Below are 16075 nucleotides of genomic sequence, written 5' to 3'. Positions count from 1 at the left end.
TGACAGGACGCGTACGCGGTCATCCGTCACCGAGGCGAAGACCAACAGCGGCTTTGCCCCTGCCCGACCGCCGACGAATTTTCTGCGGAAAATCGCCGGGCCGCGCCCCCTGGCCCCGGACGCAGTCGTGCTGTCCGGAGCTCACCGCGCGACGACTACCCATCTGCTTATGCCGGTCGCAGGAGCGCCCACCGCACCGGTTCTGGTAGGCGACGCCGATGGACACTGCCACGATGACGAACATTCATCGTGGGCCACACCCATCCAGTCCGAGGTAGACGCGCCGTTTCCTCCATGCTGGATCAGCCACCTCAACGGCTCCCCCACATAAAACTGAGCTCCCGTCACAACCGCAGGCCAATGATGCGGCTCCGCTGGCCCGCCCCCACGGTCCGGCCGGGCAAGCCCACAGGGTCGTTCGCCAGCCGGCCGAGTGCCGCTCTCTTCGGATCGCGGTGGACCAGGAAGCCAGGCTGCTGAACCGAGTCGCGAAATTTTCCGCAGAAAATTCGGGGGCCTCAAGGGAACACCGGGACGGCTCGGGGGATTGATCGGCTCCCCTAGATGACGTCACACGCCGTCCGGACCCGCTCCAACGGCGTGCGTTCGCCATGCTGTGCCAGCGGCAGATCGCGCGAATCCATGAGCCCGATGCCAGCCAGCGCACACAGCTGCACTGCCGACCATCCCCCGGCGCGGCAAGAAGTGGCAGACGCTGCTGCCCCATAGCTGTCCTGCGCGTGGAGAATTTTCTGCGGAAAATCGCTCAGCCGCGGTCCCTTGGCCGGGACACCATTGTGCCCGTGCCGAACACAGGAGCGCCCACCGCACTGGTTCTGGTAGGCGACGACGGCGGGCGCTGCCAGGATGACGACCATCCATCCTCAACCACGCCCGTCCAGGTCGGGACAGAATCCCGCTTCCTCCCCCCCGCCAAACCGACAGCTTCGACAGCTCCCCCACCCACCGCTGAGCCCCACCACAACCGCAAGCCGATGCTGGAGCCCTCAGCCGGAATGGACCGACGCGTTCTGCCCGAGCTCGCCCGCAGGATCGTTCGCCAGTCGGCTGAGTGACGATCCCTTCAGACCGCCATGGACCAGACAGCCGGAGTGCTGAACCACGCCGCGAAATTTTCCGCAGAAAATTCGATGGCCCTCAGAAAGCACACCGGGACGGCCCGCCGGTTGCTCAGCTGACATACCGCCTGCGCCGGTAGCAAGCGACGGCACAGCGCGGCCCGAACCGGGGGAGGATCGCGGGGGAGTCGCGGAGAACCCGGCTCACCGCGAGCCCCCGCCTCGCCCGCGACGTCGAGAACGACCGCCCCAGGCCGTGTCAGTCGACCTGATCCACTGCGGCCCAAGCACGACCGAAGGTCCGCCAGCGGGCCGCCGCTTCCGCAGCGCCCAGTCCGAAGGCGCAGAATTTTCTGCGGAAAATTCAGAGGGATAGCTGAGCCAGCGGGGGAGCGGCAGCCCGATCCAGATGACGCGTCGGCCCCACTCGCTCACTGCCTCCTGAATTTTCCGCAGAAAATTCAGGAGGCAGCAAATGGTCGATCAAAGTCGGCAGCTTCGGTTCGGTGGGCCGTCAGGTTCGACGAACCCTGTCGACGCGGCGTCGTATCCACTGCCACGATGTCCCGATGTCCTCCTCTCTTCTCGCGGAACCGTGGCTGCGAGGCGTCGCGGCCAACCGGGCTGCGCCGTCCGAGGTTCTGCTGCGTCTACTGGCCCCGCAGGGGCGCGTTGCCTGGACGGCCCTCTGCCAGGAACGCGCTCTTCCCCCCGAGGTCGTCGAGGCGGTGCTCGCACACCCTGAGCAGACGGTCCGCCGCGCCTTCGCCCGCAACCGGCACGCCGTTCCCGAACAGCGCGGCCGACTGGTCGACGACCCCGATGCCTTCGTCCGCGCAAGCCTTGCCGCAGGTCCGCGCCCACGTCTGAACAGGGCCGAGCCGCTGCCCGACGACGTCCTGGAAATCCTGCTGACCACCCGCGACGAACACCGCCGGGAGCAGTTGCTCAGCGCGGACGAGATCCGGCAGGAGCTGGCGTTCTCCGGGCAGATCCGTGCATCGTTCCGCCGTAGGATGCTCGACCACCCGAACCCCGTGCTTCGGGCCCAGGCCGCCAGCCTGTGGCTGTGGCTGACTCCCGGCCAGCGCGACGCGCTCCTGGCCGACCCGGATCCCACCGTCTCGGAGACCGCCCGTGACCGCCGCCGGATCCTGGACCCGGCGGCGATGGAAGCGGAGCTGCCGGAACGCGCCTGTCACTCCCGGAATCTTCTGCTCATCAGCTACGCCGTCTCCCACGCCGTGGCCGAGCAGTGCCTCGCCGAACGGCGCGACCTGTGGTCGCTTGCCCGCAACCCCCATACGCCCGGCGACATCGTCGCCCGCCTCGCCCACGACCCCGATCCGGACGTGCGCAAGCAGGTGGCCGCCAGAGCCGACCTGGACCCGCCGCTCCTGACGGAACTGGCCCAGGACCCGGACAGCGCCGTACGGGCCCGGGCCCTGCTGCACCCGTTGCCGCGGACCTGGCCGCAGCGCGCCGCCATCGACCGGGTCTTCGGGCACGCCGTCGAGGACATCGGCGCTGTCGGCGAGATGTTCGTCGAGCCGGGGACGAGCTGGTACGAGGCGTGCGCCGCGTCTGCGGATCCTCGGCTGCGCCGAGTCGCCGCGACCTGCCCCCTGCTGTCGGCGGAGCTGGTGCACCGTCTGGCCGAGGACCCCGACGCGGACGTGCGCCACCTGCTGTCCTTCAACCACCCGCTGGCACCGCCCGCACTCGTTCTCGACGCCTTCATCGCCGCACCGCGCCAGCGGCCCTATCTGCTCACGCTGCCCCGCCTGCCCCGCACCGGCCTGGACCACCTGCTCGACCACGACGACCCGGACGTCCGCGCCCTGGCCGCCTCCGACGCCGGCCTGGACCAGCTGCCCGTCCATCTGCTCGCCGACCCCGAACCCCGCGTCCGTCAAGCCGCGGCAGCCAATCCGCGCCTTCCTCTCGACCTGCTCTCGGCTCTGCTGAACGATCCGGAGCACGCGGAAGGAGCCGCAGCCAACCCGAACCTGGCAGCTGACCGCCTCCACGAGTTGCTCGACCTCTGCGGACTGCCCGGAGCCGCAACCCGGTGAGGCCCCGACGGCCGCGAGGTTTCAGCGGCCGCTCCCGATGCCCAGGAGACGGAGCAACAGCATCGCGGCAGCGTCCGAACTACGTGCCGTCGCCTTGACGAACGTGTGGTCGTCGAACGAACTGGCGTGCCCGTGGCCAAGTCCGTAGCCGGAGGCGACGGCCCGGGAGCGCCCGGTTAGGCTGAAGCGGCACGTCAACGGCCGTGGGAGGCCGGGGACGGTCCTGAACGAGGGGGAGCATGAGCGAGCTCGACGACCTGCGGATGCGCCTGGCGGCACTGGAGACGGAGGTCGACCGGCTTCGGAAGGAGTCCGCCGCGTCGCGCACGGGGGCGGCGATGGCCGGCCGGGGCGGTGCGAAGGCAGCGAGAGCCGCGAAGGCGCGTACGTCGCCGCGCGGCCGCGCCCAGGGGGAGGACGAGACCGGCACGGGGGAGAGGCCGGGGGAGAGGGAGGCCGAGCCCGGTCAGGCGATGACCTGCCTCGCCGAGGCACTCGGTGTCCTGGGCGCCGGACGGGTCCGCCAGGTCGAAGTCCCGCAGACCCAAGTCCTCCGGGCCCGAGTCCTCCAGAGCGAAACCCTACGGATCCAAACGCTGCAAGCCGAAAAGCCCCGGGCCGAAGACCCGCAGACCGAGGTTCCGCAGGCCCTCACCCCAGCCCTGGAACACCCGGACCGCACGCCCCCGCAGCACGGCCGGTTCCTGGACAGCCTCCTGGCGGGGCAGTCGGCCCTCTTCGAGGAGAAGCGCCGCCCGGACGCCGAGCCGTAACCGCCGGACGAAAAGCAGCCGTCTGAGCAGAACGGCGTGGGTGCGAGTGCACCCACGCCGATACGGTCACGCCTTCGGAAGCGTTATCCCCAGTTCGAGCATCGCCGGCGAGGCCGGGCCGCCCTCGGAGCGCTCGGTCTTGTACCCCTTGACGCCGGGGGCGACGGTGCGCGGGTCGACGGCCTCGGAGGGGGCGCCGGTGGAGTAGAGGCCCTCGGGGTCCTGGTCGCGGTCGTGCGGCAGGAGCCAGAAGACGCGGCGGCGGAAGGTGCCGGAGGCCCGGGAGGACCTGGCGTCGGGACCGAGGATGGCATAGCCGACCATGCGGCCGTCGCGGTGGTAGGCGGGGCGGCCGCGGCGGGTGGTGAGGCGGTCCAGGGACTGGCGCACGTAGTCGAGGTCGGTGGTGTCCTCAAGCCAGACGAGATCGGTTTCGTGGGCGAGCTCGGCCGGGTCGATCAGCGCGCTCACGCGTTCTGCTCCTCTGTGTCGTCGGTGATCAGGCCGATGCCCGGGTAGTACTTGCGACTGTTGGACAGGACCATCTCCTTGGGGGAGGTCATACCCAGTGTCTCGCGAACTCGTGCAGCGAACGCACGACCGGATACGGGATTGGCGCCTTCGAATCCGCACCAGCGGGTGTACGCGCCGAAGAGCTGGGACTGTTCGGCGCGCATGCCCTCGCCTGTGATGCAGGCCTCCTTGAGGAAGCGGCCCACGTGATCCTCGGTCTCGGCGTAGGCGGTGGTGGCGACCTGGACGCGCTGGGGGCCGGCGAGGTCCTTCTCGCCGGCGAAGTAGCGGCGGGCGCCGTCGATGAGCCAGGCGAGGATGCCGGGGCCCTCCTCGGCGACGAGGACGTGGGCCAGGTTGTCGATCTTACGTTCCTCGGGGACGACCCGTTCGAACGGGATCAGGCGCATGCGGCGCCAGAAGGCGAAGCCGCCGGTGCCGACCTCGGGGCGGTGGTTGCCGAGCAGCCAGAGCTTGTGGGTCGGTTCGAAGGAGAAGAAGTCCTGGCGCATCCGGCGGGCCTTGATCTTGTCGCCGCCGGTGAGGAGCTTCACCCGGGCCTCGTCGAAGCGGTCGCCGGGCTTGAGCTCGGAGCAGACGATGATGCGTCGGCCGTGGAGTTCGGCGAGGTCGGTGGGGTGCCCATCGAAGGTCTTGGCCATCAGGAAGCCGGGCGGGGCGGCGTCCGCGTAGTCGCCGAGGAGCTGGATCATGACGTCCAGCAGGACGCTCTTGCCGTTCTTGCCCTGGCCGTAGAGGAACGGCATGACCTGGGCGCCGACATCGCCGCTGATCGAGTAGCCGAGCAGCAGGTGGAGGAAGTCGCGGGTCTGCCGGCCTTCCTTGTCGTCGCCGAAGGTGTCGGTGAGGAAGCGGTCCCAGCGCGGGGTCCGCATCCGGGCGGGGGCCAGGGTGGTGGAGCGGGAGTGGTGGTGGACCTTCGGGTCGGGCGGGACGATGGCGCCGGTGCGCAGGTCGACCACGCCGCCGGGGGTGCACAGGGCGTAGGCGTCGGCGTCCAGGAGAGCGGCGTTGAGGACCATGCCCGGAGCGGACTTCGCCTGGGCGAGCATGGCGTTCATGCCCGAGGTGGAGAGGGCCCGGCGGCGGTGCCGACGCAGATCGGTGTTGGTGTAGACGCCGCGGGAGTCGTGGGTGGCGATGCTCTCGGCCATCTCGCCGGCGGCCCACAGGACGGTGTCGTCCTCGTCGAGCTGCCAGCGGTGCGCCGCCCAGCGATACCAGCCGAGGCCGGGGACGTGGCGGTAGTCGCCTCCGTAGAGGTGGACGAAGAGCTTGGCGTTGCCCCGGTCGGACAGCGAGTCGGGCAGGAGACCGTGCGCGCTCGCCTCCGGCCCCGCCGGGGCCTGCTTGCTCTCCTGAACAGGCTCGGGGGCCGGCGCAGGTTCGGCGGACGGGGTGTCGAGAAGGCTCTCCTGGACGGGGGTGCCGTGCCAGGGGGGCGGGGAGGCTGGGCCGGGGACCGGCGGGTACTCCAGGATCTGCTGGGCCGTGGCCACGGGATCGAAGACCGTCCTCTTGCGGGTGCTGTCGTTCATCCGCGTGCCTTCCCGACGTGCAGGGGCTGTCGGGCGCCGGCGGCGAGGCCGGAGCGGATGACGGCGGAGCTTTGCCTGTCCTGGCTGGGGCGGGCGGTGCGGGCCGCGTCCAGCAGGAGCCGCTCGGCGGCGGTGTGGGTCAGGTGACCGGCGGAGACCAGGCCTCCCATCGTGTAGGCGGCGCGGTTGAGTTTGCCGGTGAAACCGGCCCCCTCGGGGGTGGTGGCGCAGTCGGTGACGTCCTGGAGGACGGTGTCGAGGACTCGCTCGGCCCCGCGCTTGCCGCCGCCTGCCGCGACGACGGCCGCGCGGCCGCGGTCGGGGACGGACGGCTGGGAGGGGCGCGGGGTACTGGGCTGGTCCTTGAGGTGGCCGGTGCGGACGAGTTCGTCGCTGAGCCACTGGGGCAGGGGCGCGGGGGTCCTTGCCCCGGGGAGCGCGGTGTAGGTACCGGCGGTGGTCACGGTGCCGGGGGCGACGATGTATCCGCCGTGGGCGCGCACGTCGACCTGCCAGGCCAGGGCCCGGCCGTTGGAGGAGCCGGTGGAGCAGGCGAACCTGCGGGGGGAGTCCTCCTGGTACCAGATGTGCAGCCCACCGGAGGGGGTGCGCACGCGCAGGGTCTCCGTGTCCGTCGCAGGGTCAGGAGCCTGGCGCAGGGCCGCGAGCAGAGCGAGGGTGTGGTAGCCGTTCTCGAGGCCGTCGAGGTTGACGTTCTCGTGGATCGGAATCCCGGGCAGGATCCGGTCCCGGGCGGGGACGGTGCTGGGGTGGCTGTCGACGTCGATGACGACGAGACCCGCCGGGCCACAGGCGACCCCGGTACCGAAGTCCGGGTTGACGCGCCACCAAGCGGTGAGGACGTCCTGGTCGAGAGTGGCCGCGTGGAAGCCGTGGCACCAGCGACCGGCCGCAGGGCACGGGCAGTCGGCGGGACTGTGAGCCGGCTCCTGGCAGGGTTGGCAGTTGGCAGGCGGGGTCTTGCGACCTGGTGCGAGCGGGTGGACGGGCCAACCCTGGACGGCGCACCAGCGCGCGACGGCCAGCGCATCCGGCTGGCGAAACGCTCGGTCGCTCCCCACGGCCTTAGGCGCCGTCACGCTGGTCCCTCTCCCCATGGTTGGTAGCTGCTCGGACTTGAGTCGCTCGTTCAGTCGCTGAGGGCAAATAGCCAGGTCAGGGCACTGGTGGGCGCCGGATCAGCGACTGAAGCGACCGAAGTCCAGAAGATAGCTCACACAGACTATCCGAGCGAGGACGTGGGGACGCGAACTGCCGGAGTCTGCGGCGAAACTCAGCTACCGAAACCCGGGTCAGCGACCGACCCCGTTCAGTCGCTGGTTTCGGTCTCCCGGCATTTTCGCAGGTCAAAGCCGCTTTTAACAGCAAACAGCGACTGAAGCGACTGTAGCCCGGGTCTATAACGCGCACACGCACAGGGGAATGTCTTCATATACCTGACCTTGAGTCGCTTCGGTCGCTGACGGGGTGGGTAAACCTGCCCTGACCTGGGGTTTTTCCCAGCGACTGAACCCCAGCGACTGAAAGCGACTGAGTCTCTCGGGCACTGGTCCCCGGCGTGTCGCCGGACCAGGTTCTCGTGGAAGTCCCCAACTTGGGTCGCTTGGGTCGCTTCAGTAGCTCCGCCGCAGGGCCGGGAGAGTCGCTTCGATGCTGTGACCTGGGACTATGTCCGCAGGAGCGATCAGTGCCTGAACACCTCCAGCACCGAGTCGCTGAGTCGCTTGGGTCGCCCCTGCCCTCCGAGGACAGTGCCGTTGCCCTGCTGTCCCGGTACGCACGGCCTGTTTGTGGCACCGGATCCGGTTCGGTCGCTGGGGGCCTGAGCCGGCGGAGGGCCCGTAGCCCCAGGATGTGACCCGGCAGGGCAGCTACTGAAGCGACCCAAGCGACCGAGTTCCCGACTTGGTGGAGAAAGCAACGGGTCCGCGGTTCCGTCGGCCGACGGCCGAGTTCGTTGCTGAGGACGTGCTGGAGTCCGCCGGGGCGGTCCGTGTTCCCCGACACGCCGTCCTCAGACTTGTAGCGGGGTGTACGCCGAACTACGATTCGCCGGTATGAAGCAGCTGAACGTGCGACTGGACGACGCCGTGCACGAGGCGCTGGAGCAGCGGGCGGAGGCCGCCGGGCTGAGCCTGACGGACTATGCGCGCAAGGTGCTGGCCGAGGAGGCGGACGAGCGGCGCGAACGGTTCCTGACAGCCGCGGCGCACTTCGCGCCGACGTGGGCGCCGACGTTCGAGGCCGAGTTCGGGCCCTACCCGCAGAGCACCCGTGGCGCCGCGGCGGACGCCGCGTGATCCTCCAGATAGACCGGGCGTGGCTGCTTGACATCGCCCACCAGTTCCTGCCTGCCGATCCGGACGTCACCGACTACGGCACCCTGGCCGCCGCGGTCGCCCGCCACCTCGACGAGGTCATGGACGTGCCGGTGTACGGCGAGGTGCACCAGCGGGCCGCGGCCCTCATGCACCAGCTGATCCGCGTCCCGGCCCTGGAGTTCGCCAACGAGCACTTCGCCGCTGTCGTGGCCGCCTCCTACCTCAGCGCCTCCGGGGTCATCGTCACCGCGGAGCCCAAGCAGGCCGCCGACCTGGCCGCCCGCATCCGCGCCGGGGACGCGGACGTCCGCGAGACGGCGGACGCCGTCCGCACCTGGTACCGCTGACCCCGGTCGACGACCGGTCAGCCGGCATCTGGAAGGCGCCGGGCTCCCGGCACGGTCCTGCGGTCCGCGTTTCCGGAGCACGACGGTCGGGCAGCCGGGGGAGCCCCGCGGCGCTGTCCGGTGACGAGCGGCGGTCATCGAGGGCACGGGCCCAGCAGCTACCGAAGGCACCGGACAGCGACTGTCAGACCGGCATGCAATCGTGTGGGGACGGGTGGCGCTCGCGGAGGGCCGCGCTGACGACGAACGAACGGGGGGCCGCGATGACGGGCTGGGACGGTGTGACCTGGAACAGCTGGCGGGACCACGACGACATCCGTGCGCGGCTCGACGCAGGAGCCGACCCGGACGTGTGGGGCGGGGGTCTCCGCCCCCTGCACCAGGCCGCGGGGTTCGGCTCGTCCGAGGTGGTGGCCGAATTGACGCGCCGGGTGTCGGACGTGGACGCGCTGGAGAACGGGACGACGGCCCTGTGGGAGGCCGTCATGGAGAACCGGCCGGACAACGCCCGGGCCCTCGTGGCCGCAGGCGCCGACCCGTGGCGGCCCCAGCTCGGCGGCTGGTCGCCCGGCCGCATAGCTCTGGCCGGGCCGGTCCCCGATCTGTTCCCCGTGCCGGACGGACAAGCCGGCCTGACAGCGACCGAGCAGGCCACCGTCCAGCGCGGGCGGCAACTCGTCCAGGGCCTGGGCCGTTTCCCCTTCGAGGGCACCGGCCTCGCCTGCGTCGCCGCCATCGACGCCGCCGAAGCGGTCCGTCGGCTGGACGCGACTCCGTTGGACGAGGAGTTCATGGAGGACTTCCTCGACGACCCGAACGAGTACGACATGGACGAGGGCCTGCTCATCGCCGGTGTCACGACCGTGCCCGGTGGATGCGTCGTCACCCAGCCCTGGGGCTACACGCCGTCCACCCCGGGAGCGATGGCCCGGCTGACCGCCGGCACGGTCGGCTACGGCCTGTACGCCAACCCCAAGAGCGGCAACCAGGGCAGCATCGTCCGCGACGGCACCGTCGAAGCCTGGGACCTCCACCCCGGTGGCGCCCCCCTCCCGAACCACACCCCGGACGAGGTCCTGACCGGTTACCTCTACCACCACCACGCCGTCGCCCAGGCCTGCGCCTTCGCGGGCCTGCGCCCCGCCGACGCCCGCGCCGTCACCGGCCCCGCCGACAGCTGGATACGGCTGCCAGACGTCGACTACTGGGAGCGGTGAGGGCACTGACCCGTCCGTAGGCCCGGGCTGGGCTGGGCGGGTGGCGTCCGAGGGCCCACCGGTGTGGTGACAAGCCGTGGCGGTAGGCGGTGGCGGGAGGCTGGTGCCCCGTTGGCGGACGAGGAGAGCCTGTGAGTGGGCGCAGCCCTGGCGGTGACGACGACGCGTTGGCTGCCGGTGTACGCGCTGGGGGCGGCCCTGCTGGTGGGCGCGGGTTCGTGGGCTTGGGCGCGGTTCCGGGCGCGGAGCACGGCGTTGGGGGTCGGCTGAGCCGGTTCCGGGCTCAGGCGCCGGGGGTGAGGAGGGCCAGTAGCTGGTTCGCCACCGCGTCCGCGTCCGGCCCGGCCGCGTAGACGTAGTTGTCGGGGCGCACGGCGGCAGCGGCGGCGCCGAGGTCGGACAGCCAGCGACGGTGGGTGCCGTCCGGGTCGGCGACGACGGCTCCGGGGGCAGCGCCTGTGGGGGTGGGGCCGAAGCCGACGACAGTGACGCCCAGGTCGCTGAGCCGGGCCAGGTTCAGCCGGGGGAGGGCCTGTTCGGCGACCAGCAGCCGGAAGCCTCCGCCGACGATGTCGTCGAGCAGGCCCGTCCGTCGGCCGTCGCTCACCCGGCCCTGGACGGACAGTCGGCCTCCGCCGGAGGCGAACAGGCCGGGGCCGAGGTCGGGCAGCCGGATCCGGTCCGGCTCCCGGAGCGCGCGTCGGTGGGCCATCAGCGTGCGGTCGCGCTCGCGGGCGAGCACCGGGTCCCGCAGGGTGTGCTGGCGGCCGAGTTCCATGCTCGTGGCCGTCACGCCGCGCACATGCGGCTCCCGCTCGCTCTGGTAGGTGTCGAGCACCTCGGCGCCCCGGATGCCGCGCAGCACGAGATCCATCTTGAAGGCGGTGTTGAGTGCGTCCCGTATCCCCGAGCAGAGGCCTTGCCCCAGAAAGGGCGGCATCTGGTGTGCGGCGTCTCCCGCGAGCAGGACCCGGCCGTCCCGCCAGCGCCTCGCGACCAGCGACTGGAAGGTGTAGGTGGCAGTACGGGCGATGTCGGCGTCGTCGCGGGACAGGTAGCGGCCCACGCGGGACCACACGCCGTCCGCCGCACGTTCCCGCCCGAAGTCGTCGTCATCGTCGAGCAGGAAGCAGAACCGCTGCCGTTCGGCACCGGTGGTGATGACGGTGGTCGGTCCCTCGGGATCGCCGATCTGCAGCATCGACGGCAGCCCCAGGTCGGCCGCGGGGCGCCGGAGGGCGAAGTCGCAGACCAGCCAGGGTTCGGAGAAGCCGAGGTCGTCCTGTTCGATGCCGAGGGCGTTCCGCACGAAGCTGTTCCCGCCGTCGCAGCCGATCACGTAGCGTGCCGCGAGGGTCGCACCGTCCGACGTGTTCAGGGTGACCTGGTCACGGTCCTGGGACAGGCCGGTGACCGTCGTGCCGAAACGGAGGTCGACGTTCGGCAGCGAGGTGCACAACGAGTGCAGCGCCGTCTCCAGGTCGGGCTGGTGGAACTGGTAGAGGTCGGCCCAACCGCTGGCGCCGACGTTGCGGAACACCTGTCGGATGAGGAGGTCACCCGCTCCGTTGCGCCACTCGTACGCGTCCTGTGTGCGCAGGGTGGGCGCCAGTTCGTCGACGAGTCCGAGCCCTTGGAGCGCGCGCATGATCTCGCCGTCGAAGCTGGCGGCCCGCGGGAGGCCGTACAGGCCGGGGTAGCGTTCGAGCACCACGACCGAGTGCCCGGCCTTGCCCAGCAGGGCCGCGAGCGTCATGCCGACCGGCCCGCAGCCGACTACGGCGATTTCGGCGGCTTCGGCGCATACGGCGGCTTCGGCGGCTTCGGTGGATGCGGTGACTTCGGTAGGGGACGGCGTCCGGTTCTCAGGGTGCCTGTCGTTCGGCATGTCCGCAGCTCCTCAGGGGTGGGACGGAGGGTGTGGTGGCCACGACGTCAGTCTCGAACGCTCCTGACGCGATGTCTAATGCATGCTTTGCACAGGGAGTTTGCGTCAGACGCAAACGAAGGGGGCGTCCGTGGCCGACCAGTTGGACCTCAACCTCTTGCGCGTGTTCGACGCGTTGATGGACACCGGCAGCGTGTCCGCGGCCGCGATGCGTCTTCATCTGTCCGTTCCGGCCACCAGCAGGGCCCTGGGCCGGCTGCGACGGGCGATGAACGACCAGATCCTGGTGCGCGCCGGCCGGGGCCTCGTACCCACCCCGTTCGCCCAGCGGTCGGCCGCCAGGGTCAAGGCGCTGCTGGAGGCCGCGGCCGAACTCCGGGTGGACGCAGCGGGAAGCGACCCGCGATCGTGGCGGCGCACCTTCGCCATCCGGGTCAACGACGGACTCAGCCCCGTCCTCGCGCCCCGCCTCACCCACCGGATCGCCGCCGAGGCACCCGAGGTCCGCCTGCGGTTCGTCGCCCAGGACTCCAAGGAACCCGATCGGCTACGCGACGGCTCGCTCGACCTCGACATCGGCGTCGCCGACCCGCCCCCTCCGGACGTGCGCGCGCGAACGCTGTTCTCCGACCACTTCGTCGCCGTGGTGGCGGCACACTCCGATCTGGGAAAGGCCGCACGGCTGACGGTGGACGACCTGTGCGCCCACCCGCACATCTCCGCCTCCCGCCGGGGCCTCGCGCACGGGCCGCTGGACGAGGCCTTGCACCGCCTGGGCCGCTCCCGCCGCGTCGTCGCGGTGGTGCCCTCCTTCGCCGTGGCAGCCTTGATGGCGCTGGAGGGAGACGTCATCTGCCTCGGCCCCCGGGTGGTGGTGGAGCACCTCGTCGAGCGACAGGTGCCCCTCCGGTGGCACAAGGTGCCACTGGAAATGCCGGCGGCTGACATCGAACTGCGCTGGCACCGCCGACTCGACGACGATCCCGCGTCCCGGTGGCTCCGCCGCCACGTGCTGGAAGCCGTCGGACCGCTCGCCGCCACGCTGCGCTGAACCGGACGTGAGAACCGCCGGGACCCCCCCGCCAACGCACCCGCCAACGCCCGTTCCGTGATCGCCGCCGCGGGTGCGATCCCCGCGATGCCGTCAGGAGAAGTCCAGTACCAGCCGGCCGCGCAGGCCGCCGGCCTCCAGCAGACGGTGGGCCTGGGCCGCCTTCTCGGCCGGCAGCACGTCGGCGACGTGCAGGGTCAGGGTGCCGTCCTCGACCTGGCGGCGCAGCGTGTTCAGCCGCTCGGTGTCGGTGATGCCGTCCGTCACCATCACCGGGCGTACGCGGATGCCGCGTTCGGCGGGGCCGGACCAGCCCCGCAGTTCGGCCAGCGTTCCGCCGTCGGCGATGGCGGGCACCGTCTCGGTGGTCTGTATCGAGCCGTCCACCAGACCGGGAACTCCCTCGGGTACCAGTGCGCGGATGCGGGCGGCGACCTCGGGTCCGCGTTCGACGACGTGGTCGGCGCCGAACCCGCGCACCCGGTCGGTGTCGTGCGGGGCGGCGTCCGCGATGACGGTCAGCCCGTCGGCCTTGGCCAGTTCGACCGCGTATCCGCCGACGGCACCGGCCGCGCCGGTCACGGCGACGGTTCCGTCCGGCGGTACGGCCAGCGCGTCCAGGGCGAGGCGCGCGGTCATGGCGTTCATGAGCAGGGTGGACGCGGCAGCGAGGTCCACCCTCTCGGGGGCCGGCACCACCGAGGCGGAGGGTACGACAATCTGCTCGGCGTAGGCTCCGCCGTGCGCGCTGGTGAACAGCACGATGGCGACCACCCGTTGGCCCACGGCAAGCCGTTCGTCGGCCCCGGGGCCGAGCTGGTCGATCACGCCTGCGGCGTCCATGCCGGGCACGAACGGGGGCCGGCGCCCGGGCATGCGCGAGGCGTGACCGCCGCTCCGCAGCATGATGTCGGTCGGGTTCACGGCCGCCGCGTGCACCCGGATACGGACCTCACCGGGTCCCGCCTGAGGTTCGGGCAACCGCAGGACGCGCAGCACGTCTGGACCGCCGAAGTCGTAGACACCAATGGCCTTCATACCCCGTGCAATTCGTCTGTTCAGCGCCGTATTCCCGCTCAACGAGGCCGGAGCGCAGCGCACTTCGCGTCGCCGCCCGGAGACCGGCGCATCGTCCCGGCCATCAACGAACGGCTGTGACCAGCTACTGCGGGGCAGCCGGCCGTTGCGCGGGGGAGCCGCAGGAGGACATCGCCGCGCGGTCGGCCGCACTGCGGAGAACACAGAATTCATTGCCCTCAGGGTCCGCGAGGACGGCCCAGCCGGCACCATCGGGTTCCCGGCGGTCGTCGACGAGGGTGGCCCCGAGGTTCAGCAGCCGCTCGACCTCCGCCTCGCGGGTGGTCTCCGGACGCAGGCACAGGTGGACCCTGTTCTTGATCGTCTTCGGTTCCGGCACCTGGTGGAAGTACAGCAGCTGGCCCTCCGGCAGCATCACCGCAGTCTCCGGATCACCCGGGCCGTCCTCCGGGTGCAGCGGACGACCGAGCACCTCACTCCAGAACCGAGCCAGCCCGTAGGCATCCGCACAGTCGATCGCCACGTTCTGCAACACCGAGACCATGCGCGCGAGCCTGCCCGAAGCACCGCTCGGTCCGCTACCGAATTGCGGCCGGGCAGCAGACAGCGCCGGCACTTTCGCCACGGACCCCGGCTCGACCTACCCCGGCTCGGTTCACCCCGGCGGGGCCTCCACCGGGAAGTGGATCGGACTCAGCAGGTGCTGCGCCCGCTCGGGGCTCGGCCGGTTGGCCAGTCTGGGCACGATGGCCGTGCGCAGCTCGCCGATCAGCTCGGTCAGTTCCTCCGGGCTGAGCCAGAGTGCGTGCTGCCGGTAGCCCACCTGGTCGGCCATCGGGTCGGCCTGCTCGCGGTCGAGGTAGGCGTTGAACTCGGCCAGCAGGGCGGTCATCGCGGTGGCGAAGGCCTGCCGGTGATCTTCAGGGGTGAGCGAGCGGACCATCTCGGAGCCGACCACGGCTCGGTCCTGGCGCAGCCGGTAGTGCCGTTCTACCGCGCCCCTCACCCGCCGTTCCTCGGTGACCTCCAGGATTCCGCCGGCGACGAGTAGGTCGATGTGCCGGTAGACGGTGGTCTTGGAGGCTTCGGGGATGCGGTGGCGGCGCTGGTCCGGCAGGCCGCGCTGGTGGCCGGCCCCGAACTCATGCCCGACACGCCGTCGGAGCTGCTGCCGTTCGGACTCTCCGCCGCCTACTGGCTCGACCTGCGCGCGTACGACCCGGTGGCCACGGCGACCGCACTCGCGCGCCCAATGCTGATCCTCCAGGGCGGCCGGGACTACCAGGTCACCGTCGCCGACGACCTGACACGCTGGCAGGCCGCCCTGCGCTTCCGGACCCGTACGTTCGACCGGTCCGGGTGCTCGACGGTCTTCCGCGCCCCCCGAACGTACCGGGTCCGGAGGCGCCGTGCCCTCGCTGGCCGTTGAGGGGGACCGTCGGGTCCGACTGTCGTGTCCGTAGAACAGGAAGCGCCAATTCCGCCCGTGTGCTTGGGTGTTGGGAACTCCGGGGCATCGCCGACCGTTACAAGGCGGTGACGATCCGCTCACAACCGAAGCGTGGAGCGTGGCGTCCCTACAGATGACAGAGCCCGAATCGCGCCGACCGTGCTCTTCGGGCCGAGCAATCACCTCCCCTTGAAAGGGGTGCACCCGTGATCGTCTCCAAGCGGAACTCCCTGCGCCTGGCCGCCGTGACCACCGTCGCCGTGCTCTCCCTCGGGCTGGCGGGCACCGCCGCCATGGCGGCCGCCCCGGCCGCCTACCCCACGTCCACCACGCAGCAGGCCGCGGCGCAGCAGGCCGCCGCGCACGCCGGCATCACCGCCAAGCCGTCCGTCACGACCGTCCAGGCCTGGCAGCTGTTCCGGGTCACCGGCACCACCACCGGGCTCAAGGCGGGCACCGAGGTGACCCTGCAGCAGAAGCAGCACGGCAAGTGGGTCACCCTGCCGGCCTCCGTCCGCACCAACCACAACGGCTCCTACTCGCTCGGCGTGAAGCTCGGCATCAAGGGCCTGAACGAGCTGCGCATCGTCAGCGGAGACGTCGCCTCCCCCGTGTTCACCGTCACCGTGCGCTGACCCACGGCCTACGGCCCCCGCCGGGGGGGGGGGGGGGGGGGGGGGGGGGGGGGGGGGGGAGCGACGAAGCTGGCGGGTAGTGTCAGACAGCCGAACCCTACAGGCCGG

General features: G+C 71.1%; 16 protein-coding genes. 8 read left to right on the top strand and 8 right to left on the bottom strand.

The window, feature by feature from the left end:
• Positions 1–560: 560 nt before the first annotated feature.
• On the bottom strand, positions 561–878 hold the full coding sequence (locus AC07AL_RS31280) for a hypothetical protein (RefSeq protein ID WP_363584269.1): 318 nt from the start codon (positions 876–878) through the stop codon (positions 561–563).
• A 770-nt stretch (positions 879–1648) separates the two neighbouring features.
• On the opposite strand from AC07AL_RS31280, the gene AC07AL_RS31275 reads away from it, so the two are divergent.
• Positions 1649–3154, top strand: coding sequence for a hypothetical protein (locus AC07AL_RS31275; RefSeq protein ID WP_363584267.1), 1506 nt, complete (start codon positions 1649–1651; stop codon positions 3152–3154).
• Between the two features lie 239 nt (positions 3155–3393).
• Entirely contained in the window at positions 3394–3927 is a 534-nt protein-coding gene (locus AC07AL_RS31270; RefSeq protein WP_363584265.1) for a hypothetical protein, read from the top strand.
• Positions 3928–3993: 66 nt separating this feature from the next.
• Here AC07AL_RS31270 and AC07AL_RS31265 read toward each other — a convergent pair whose 3' ends face one another.
• From AC07AL_RS31265 to AC07AL_RS31255, 3 genes are read right to left on the bottom strand one after another with little or no spacing between them, the layout of a single operon-like run.
• Positions 3994–4398 (bottom strand): DUF6009 family protein, encoded by a 405-nt coding sequence (locus tag AC07AL_RS31265; RefSeq protein ID WP_063352543.1) that lies wholly within the window; start codon positions 4396–4398, stop codon positions 3994–3996.
• Entirely contained in the window at positions 4395–5999 is a 1605-nt protein-coding gene (locus AC07AL_RS31260) for a DNA primase family protein (RefSeq protein ID WP_363584263.1), read from the bottom strand. Before AC07AL_RS31260 ends, AC07AL_RS31265 begins: the two co-directional genes overlap by 4 nt.
• On the bottom strand, positions 5996–7099 hold the full coding sequence (locus tag AC07AL_RS31255) for a bifunctional DNA primase/polymerase (protein ID WP_400806714.1): 1104 nt from the start codon (positions 7097–7099) through the stop codon (positions 5996–5998). The genes AC07AL_RS31260 and AC07AL_RS31255 overlap by 4 nt, the downstream gene beginning before the upstream one ends.
• A gap of 978 nt (positions 7100–8077) precedes the next feature.
• On the opposite strand from AC07AL_RS31255, the gene AC07AL_RS31250 reads away from it, so the two are divergent.
• The 3 genes from AC07AL_RS31250 to AC07AL_RS31240 all read left to right on the top strand — a co-directional run bounded on the left by AC07AL_RS31250 (position 8078) and on the right by AC07AL_RS31240 (position 9905).
• Positions 8078–8320, top strand: coding sequence for a plasmid mobilization protein (locus AC07AL_RS31250; RefSeq protein WP_363584259.1), 243 nt, complete (start codon positions 8078–8080; stop codon positions 8318–8320).
• Positions 8317–8688 carry a fic family toxin-antitoxin system, toxin component gene (locus AC07AL_RS31245; RefSeq protein WP_363627689.1) on the top strand — a complete coding sequence of 124 codons (372 nt, stop codon included), beginning with the start codon at positions 8317–8319 and terminating at the stop codon, positions 8686–8688. Before AC07AL_RS31250 ends, AC07AL_RS31245 begins: the two co-directional genes overlap by 4 nt.
• Positions 8689–8951: 263 nt before the next feature.
• Entirely contained in the window at positions 8952–9905 is a 954-nt protein-coding gene (locus AC07AL_RS31240) for an ankyrin repeat domain-containing protein (protein WP_400806711.1), read from the top strand.
• Positions 9906–10188: 283 nt separating this feature from the next.
• On the opposite strand, the gene AC07AL_RS31235 is transcribed toward AC07AL_RS31240, so the two are convergent.
• Positions 10189–11793, bottom strand: coding sequence for a bifunctional 3-(3-hydroxy-phenyl)propionate/3-hydroxycinnamic acid hydroxylase (locus AC07AL_RS31235; RefSeq protein ID WP_478319050.1), 1605 nt, complete (start codon positions 11791–11793; stop codon positions 10189–10191).
• A gap of 130 nt (positions 11794–11923) precedes the next feature.
• On the opposite strand from AC07AL_RS31235, the gene AC07AL_RS31230 reads away from it, so the two are divergent.
• Positions 11924–12844 (top strand): LysR family transcriptional regulator, encoded by a 921-nt coding sequence (locus AC07AL_RS31230; protein WP_478319049.1) that lies wholly within the window; start codon positions 11924–11926, stop codon positions 12842–12844.
• A 93-nt stretch (positions 12845–12937) separates the two neighbouring features.
• Here AC07AL_RS31230 and AC07AL_RS31225 read toward each other — a convergent pair whose 3' ends face one another.
• From AC07AL_RS31225 to AC07AL_RS31215, 3 genes are all read right to left on the bottom strand, one after another.
• Positions 12938–13882: an NADP-dependent oxidoreductase gene (locus AC07AL_RS31225; RefSeq protein ID WP_478319048.1), complete on the bottom strand. Its 945-nt coding sequence runs from the start codon at positions 13880–13882 to the stop codon at positions 12938–12940.
• Positions 13883–14006: 124 nt separating this feature from the next.
• Positions 14007–14426 (bottom strand): VOC family protein, encoded by a 420-nt coding sequence (locus tag AC07AL_RS31220; protein ID WP_363584449.1) that lies wholly within the window; start codon positions 14424–14426, stop codon positions 14007–14009.
• A 111-nt stretch (positions 14427–14537) separates the two neighbouring features.
• A complete protein-coding gene (locus AC07AL_RS31215; RefSeq protein WP_363584247.1) occupies positions 14538–14888 on the bottom strand; it encodes a hypothetical protein in 351 nt (116 codons plus the stop codon).
• 51 nt (positions 14889–14939) lie between these two features.
• On the opposite strand from AC07AL_RS31215, the gene AC07AL_RS31210 reads away from it, so the two are divergent.
• Both AC07AL_RS31210 and AC07AL_RS31205 read left to right on the top strand, forming a co-directional pair.
• On the top strand, positions 14940–15311 hold the full coding sequence (locus AC07AL_RS31210) for a hypothetical protein (protein ID WP_478319046.1): 372 nt from the start codon (positions 14940–14942) through the stop codon (positions 15309–15311).
• 227 nt (positions 15312–15538) lie between these two features.
• A complete protein-coding gene (locus AC07AL_RS31205; protein WP_363584244.1) occupies positions 15539–15967 on the top strand; it encodes a hypothetical protein in 429 nt (142 codons plus the stop codon).
• Positions 15968–16075 lie beyond the last annotated feature (108 nt).

It is taken from the genome of Kitasatospora sp. NPDC043949 (assembly GCF_056435365.1).
Note: the sequence above shows the minus strand (reverse complement) of the source record. Positions and strands in the feature narration are given on the sequence as shown.